The organism is Aureibaculum marinum (assembly GCF_003813905.1).
In the GTDB taxonomy this organism is placed as follows: Bacteria; Bacteroidota; Bacteroidia; order Flavobacteriales; family Flavobacteriaceae; genus Aureibaculum; species Aureibaculum marinum.
The window spans coordinates 38,933-44,932 of sequence record NZ_RPFJ01000012.1 but is presented as its reverse complement, the minus strand read 5'-3'; the positions used below and the strand labels follow the sequence as shown (position 1 = coordinate 44,932).

The 6,000-nt window shown below is 27.5% G+C and carries 6 protein-coding genes; 4 read left to right on the top strand and 2 right to left on the bottom strand.

Translation table 11 applies throughout. The features are described 5' to 3' along the window. Nucleotides 1-355 precede the first annotated feature (355 nt). From EGM88_RS10575 to EGM88_RS10560, 4 genes are all read left to right on the top strand, one after another. The gene (locus EGM88_RS10575; protein WP_123898261.1) at nt 356-1,129 is read left to right on the top strand and encodes a hypothetical protein; all 774 of its coding nucleotides are present in this window, start codon (nt 356-358) and stop codon (nt 1,127-1,129) included. Between the two features lie 168 nt (nt 1,130-1,297). Further along, entirely contained in the window at nt 1,298-2,386 is a 1,089-nt protein-coding gene (locus EGM88_RS10570; protein WP_123898260.1) for a dsDNA nuclease domain-containing protein, read from the top strand. Further along, a complete protein-coding gene (locus EGM88_RS10565) occupies nt 2,383-4,113 on the top strand; it encodes a hypothetical protein (protein WP_123898259.1) in 1,731 nt (576 codons plus the stop codon). The genes EGM88_RS10570 and EGM88_RS10565 overlap by 4 nt, the downstream gene beginning before the upstream one ends. A 203-nt stretch (nt 4,114-4,316) precedes the next feature. Next, nucleotides 4,317-5,030 (top strand): hypothetical protein, encoded by a 714-nt coding sequence (locus EGM88_RS10560; protein WP_123898258.1) that lies wholly within the window; start codon nt 4,317-4,319, stop codon nt 5,028-5,030. A gap of 194 nt (nt 5,031-5,224) precedes the next feature. Here the strand turns inward: EGM88_RS10560 and EGM88_RS10555 are convergent, their stop codons facing one another. Then, a complete protein-coding gene (locus tag EGM88_RS10555; protein WP_123898257.1) occupies nt 5,225-5,431 on the bottom strand; it encodes a helix-turn-helix transcriptional regulator in 207 nt (68 codons plus the stop codon). Next, entirely contained in the window at nt 5,421-5,903 is a 483-nt protein-coding gene (locus tag EGM88_RS10550) for a hypothetical protein (protein ID WP_123898256.1), read from the bottom strand. Before EGM88_RS10550 ends, EGM88_RS10555 begins: the two co-directional genes overlap by 11 nt. Between the last annotated feature and the right edge of the window lie 97 nt (nt 5,904-6,000).

The window sequence follows — 6,000 nt, the reverse complement described above, 5'->3', positions numbered from 1 at the left end:
ACTGTACTTTGTTTTTTAGTGCGTTCATAATATGTAATTTAATGGTTAAACAGTTAAGATATATCCTCAGACTCGTTCTAAGGCTTTTATTATTATTTGTGAAATATGTTATTTTTTATTTCGACACTGCAAACATAGAACCACTATCAAATGCTATTCGGTTATTAATCAATTACTTTCGGTTGTAGTCGCTTACAGTCGTTTGTACGCGATTGTTGAAAAACTAAAATACTAATTACAAGCAAGTTAGTGTTTTTGCAAATTTTATTCTTTTTAATTAAATTTCATACAAATAATTAAGTATAAATTCTACTATTGCGTTTATACATTAAAAAATAAACTTCGAACCTAAAATATGGAAGACCCAATTGAAGAATTAAGAAAGAAAGTTATGGAGTCTTTGACTGCTAAAACTTCTGATTGGAAAGAAAATGTTTATAGTTCTCAACAGTATCAACAGGAAATTAAAGCCCTTGAAACGATATCGATGGATTTTGTAAATACCATTAGAACAATATCAATCTATTCAACTAGAGGTGGCGATATTTATACTAATTTTTTATGTATAAGAACAATAGACGATTTAATTCAATCCGCCATTGGAATTAAAACAATGATAGAAAATGGTATTCACAATACTGTTAGGAGAGAACTAAGATATTTAATCGAAATGACAACTAAATACGTGTTAGTAGATTATGAAAAAATGGGAGAAAGCTTTAGCACCAAAACAGAATATTTAAGAGACAATGTTCCTAACTCATCAATTGAAGTTGTAGAAGATTATTCAACACCATTTTCAGGAGATTTGAAAAATCAATTTAGAAGCGAAATAAAAGACTTTTTTTATAAATCTTGTGCATATGTTCACCCATCAAAAAAACAGATTGATGAACAGATGAATGATTATAAACGGGGTAACACAATCGGATTTGAATCTGCTAAAATGTTTACGGAAATTAATAAAATGGTGTTCCGAGCGTATGATATGATTTTAGTTATGGTTTTTCACAGTTTTGGTCACTCAATGTCAAAAGACTTATTTGAACAAATTTTTGATGAAGATTCGAAATGGAAATTCCATAAAGGCAAGTATGTAAAAGAATTTAGAAAAACACTCTTTAGTTAGCGAAATAGAATAACGGTGGCTAACATTTTGTATAAGTAATGGCAGGCAAAGTTCTAAATATGAAGGTTTATAGCCCGCTCAAACTGCACAGCGGTTTGACAGGAAAGAAGCCCACAATCTGCCACTACTCATACAATTTACCGTTGGCCTTAATACGAGAAAAACTAAATGACAAATAATTACAATTCGGAAGTAAATGCTGGAGTCCATACGAATATTGGTATGGATTTTCAAAAGAACTGTACTATTTACTTGTTTCTCGAAAAATACAATCAATTACAAAACCAAAAGTATTTTATAATATTAGAACATTTAGAGGATATAATTTTTGGATACCTTGATAATCAAACTGAACTTTCAAAAATTGAGACTTATCAAGCTAAAAAATCAACCTCAAAATGGACAAATAGCGGTTTATTAAAAATTATTAAAAAAATCACGGAAACCAGTCAATCAGTGTTGAACGACCCACACCCAAAAACATCAGATTTTAGTCAAGACAACTTTTTTGCGACAAATAATACAATAGAACTTAAATGTAAGGTTAACAAAAAACAATATTCTTGCCTTGTAAATGAAGCTACTGAACATTATAAGTATTCTGATTTAGACCAAAACATTAAAAATAAAATTGAAAAAGGTTCTAAAGATGTATGTTTTACATCAGAAAACATATCCAATTTCGATACTCTTAATTTTAGATTTATCGATTTAGGTAGAACACCAAAAGCACAATTAGAGCAACTCAATGGAAAATTTGTATCTGTATTTGGAAATGACATAGCTGACCATAAAGCTGCATTGCACACATTTTACTTTGCTTTGGTGGAAATTGAAAGAGAGTTTAATCAAGGGAACGTCGCTAAATTAAGCGATAATAAAAAAAGGATTGACTCTAACCAAATCGATTCAATAATCAATATACTAACAAATAAGAAAAAAGCATTCGATTTTTGGAGACAAAAAAAAGACGAATTATGTGAAGAACTTAATATCAATCTATTTGATGTAAAAATATTTGAACTTCATTATGAAAATAGCTTTGATAAGTTCAAAGACATTAATGAAAGTGAGCATAATAAAATTTTTGATTTTGTAGTGGATAATAAAGCTATCTTTAAATCACACTTCACAGATAGAGCTTGTATTGCAAGTTATCATTCCAAATTTAACAAAGAAAAATCCACAACATTATCCGAATTACAGCTTAAAGCTGCAATTGCGGCAGCATATATTGAAGTTAAAAATACTTTATGAAAACAACATTAGATATAAATAGTATTCTTGTTTACAGCGAAGAGAACAATAAATTTTTTCAAACCGAATTTAAAGACAAGCTAAACGTTATTTACGGTAAAAATACAGCAGGAAAAAGTACTCTAATTCAACTAATTCTTTTTGCATTTGGGATAAATGATAATAAAATTAAACTTACCGAAATTCTAGCTGAACAGATTTTTGTTAGACTTGATTGTACAATTAAAAAAGAACAAGAAGAAAAAAAATACGTTTTTATAAGACAAGATGAAACACTTTTAATAAAAGATGAAAATGAAAAAGTTTTAAGATTTAATGGGATCAGTAGTGATAATTCTGCTGAACACGTCAAACTAAAAAAATACTTTAATAATTTATTCAATTTCAATTTATTATTAGAATCAAATAGTGGAATATCAGAAGCACCAATAGAGTCCATTTTCTTACCCTATTATGTCTCTCAAGAAGTTGGTTGGGTTTACTTGCGTAAATCCTTTAGCAACCTCAATTTTTACAAAAATTTCAAAGAAGACTTTCTTGATTATTATTTAGGTATAGAGAATATTATTGATAGGGAAGAAAAACGAAAAATTGAAAAAGAAATAAATAGACTTCAGCAACAGATTAGGTTCTACACTGATGTCAAAAAAGAAAACCAAGACTTAAAACTTGCTAATGTAATCGACCAAACGCTTGAAGGTAAAGCTAATGAACTAATATCTAACATCTCGGAGAAAAAAAACAAACTACTTGATTTAGAAAATACGTATGTTTCAGACTCAAATAAATTGACTTTCCTAAATCAACGTTTATCAGTAGTTTCTAAAGTTAAACGAAACCATAAAAATCAGGAACCAGGAAAAGATCACTGTCCTACTTGTACTCAAATTTTACCTTCGAAAATCGAAGATGTTTATTCATTTTTTCAAGAAGAAAATGATACAATTAATTTACAGAGAGATTTAAAAGATAAAATCAAAAAATTACAATCAAGGTTAAATTCTTTAAACAAAAAGATTGAATCACATCGTTTTGACATAAAATCTTCATATCTAACATTTAATAAATACTCTGAAAATGGACTAACACTTGAAAGGTATCTCGACAGTAAAGCAAACATTCAGCTATTTGAGATTTTAACTAAACAAATAGGTCAATTAACAATTGATTTAGAAAGCGAAAAAGAAAAATTAAAGGAGTATAAAACAGACGAAGAAATACTTATTGAAAGAGGTAAAAAGAGTAAAATATTTAAGGATAAGTACTTTACTTATAATGCAAGTCTAGGTTTACCATCATTAGATGAAGAAAGATTTTATCAATTATATGAAATATCATCCTTTCCACTTCAAGGTGTACAATTACATCTTGCGGTTTTAAGTTATCATTTTGCTTTCAATTATTTATTAACCAAAACTAGTGATATTCATAGATTACCCTTTATATTGGATAGTGTATTTAAAGAAGACATTGAACAAGGGAATAAAAATAAAATTTTGAGATTTATCAATGAAAACTTCCCAAAAGATACTCAAACTATTTTATCAATAGCTGATGATAAAAATGTTGATTCTAAAATTGAAGAATATAAGAATGAGATATTTAAAGATAATGCTCATATAATTTGCATTGGAAATGGAACGGAAGAAAAAGCGCTTCTAAAAGATAATGATGATTCTCAAAAGGAATTGATTGAAAATAGTTTTGAAATATTAGAGACAATATAAAAGTACTAATGCCAACAAAGTACTGTGGTAAAAAACAAATAAAAATCAATTAATTTTTTACCAAAATACTTTTGTAATTATCATCGTAAGGAATTCCATTTTTTACTGTAGAAAATGCTTGTTTTAATAACTTGTTGCAAACGTCTGTAACAAGCCATAACTGACAATAATACTAACCTTTTACAACATTAGAAAATTATACAATGACAAAAAAAATACTGATAATAATAGTTTTAGGTTTTCTCTTTAATTCATGTCAAGACAGAGAAAAATTGAACACAATTGCTAAAACATATGATGAACAAAAATGGGATTTTGAAAAACTAAACAATAGAGCTGCTCAACACCTTGATACTACTAAATGGGACATAAAGTTATTTAATCAAGATATTGAAACATATAATAAGTATTCTGAAATTTTTCAGAGTTATCCTTTGAATAAATCACCTTTTCCAGTTGCGGAATATGACTATGCTGTATCCAGTATTCCATTTTCAATTAAAATGGACTCTTCTTTTTTTAAAGGTGTTAGAATTGGAGAATATGAAAACCCCGAAAGCGAAAAAATAATCGATAAACTAACTTTACTGATTTTATCAAATGACAAGGATGCGAAACAAACAACATTGGTTGATTCTCGAAATTATCCTTATTTAACAGCACAAGGCATATTTAAAGTACTAAACAATGAATTTGATTGGGTATTTTCTGCAAGTCCAGATGGATTTTCTACTTTGCTTATTAATATGAAACTTTTTGATTTGAGATTTGGAGAAACTATCATAATTTATCCCCAAACAGACAAATCCTTCTTTTACGAACAAATTAAAGATTCACCGAATAATTATGAAAATTTTGAAGATTTCAAAAAATCAATAATCAATAATATAAAAGTGAAGAAACAACTGATTCCTTAAAAAAAAAATTAAATAAAAGCGTTGTGCAACAATAGATTTTATCAAAAACACTAGTCTCCCATTAGTGTATTAGACAAAAACAATGGTATATTTTACCCCTCCATAACCCATAAATTGCATACCTTACTTGTAAAAATTTATAAAAAAAGGTTTACAACGAAAACTTACACATAAACGTTTCCTGTATTATAGGCTTAAACCCAATCAGAATCTTCCAACGTAAAAATTTCACTAACTTCAACTTCAAAAATTTGAGCTAATCTCAAAGCCAAAACTGTAGATGGTACATATTTACCTAATTCCATTGCATTAATTGTTTGTCTACTAACTTTTGCCAATTTAGCTAATTCAGCTTGAGTAATATTTTTTTTTGCTCTTTCAACTTTTATACTATTCTTCATAATTAGCTGTTTTTTTAAGTTTGGAAATTTGCCAATTAAATCTGATTATGAAAAACAATAAGACCGTAAACATATTGAATATCATAACATATAAAAAGGAAAAGTCAAAAATGAACATAAAGGAAAATAACAGAATTGCATAATTAATATAAACTGCCCAAACCAAAGATTCTAATCTGATTTTAGAAATATATTCGTCCTCTGATTTTTCTTTAGAAAAGGCAACAAATAATGAACTGATAATAATAAAAATTCCAAGAATTTCATTAAAAATGTTATTGTTGACCATTCCAAATAATCGTTTATCACTAAAAAGATTAAGGTCATTAATAAAAATTGCTGGAAGATTAAAATCTAAAAAACTTGGTTCATAATCAAAAATAAGAGTAACAAAACCCAAAATTGCCGAGGGAATAAGTATAAACCAACCGATTTTCTTGAACTTATACGGAAATAAATAGTTTATTTTCATAGTATTCTGATTTAATTTTAAGCAAATGTAAAATAAATATAACTAATAGACAAATAAACTTTACATTTAGTAAAACAAATACTACTAAAAAAATAGA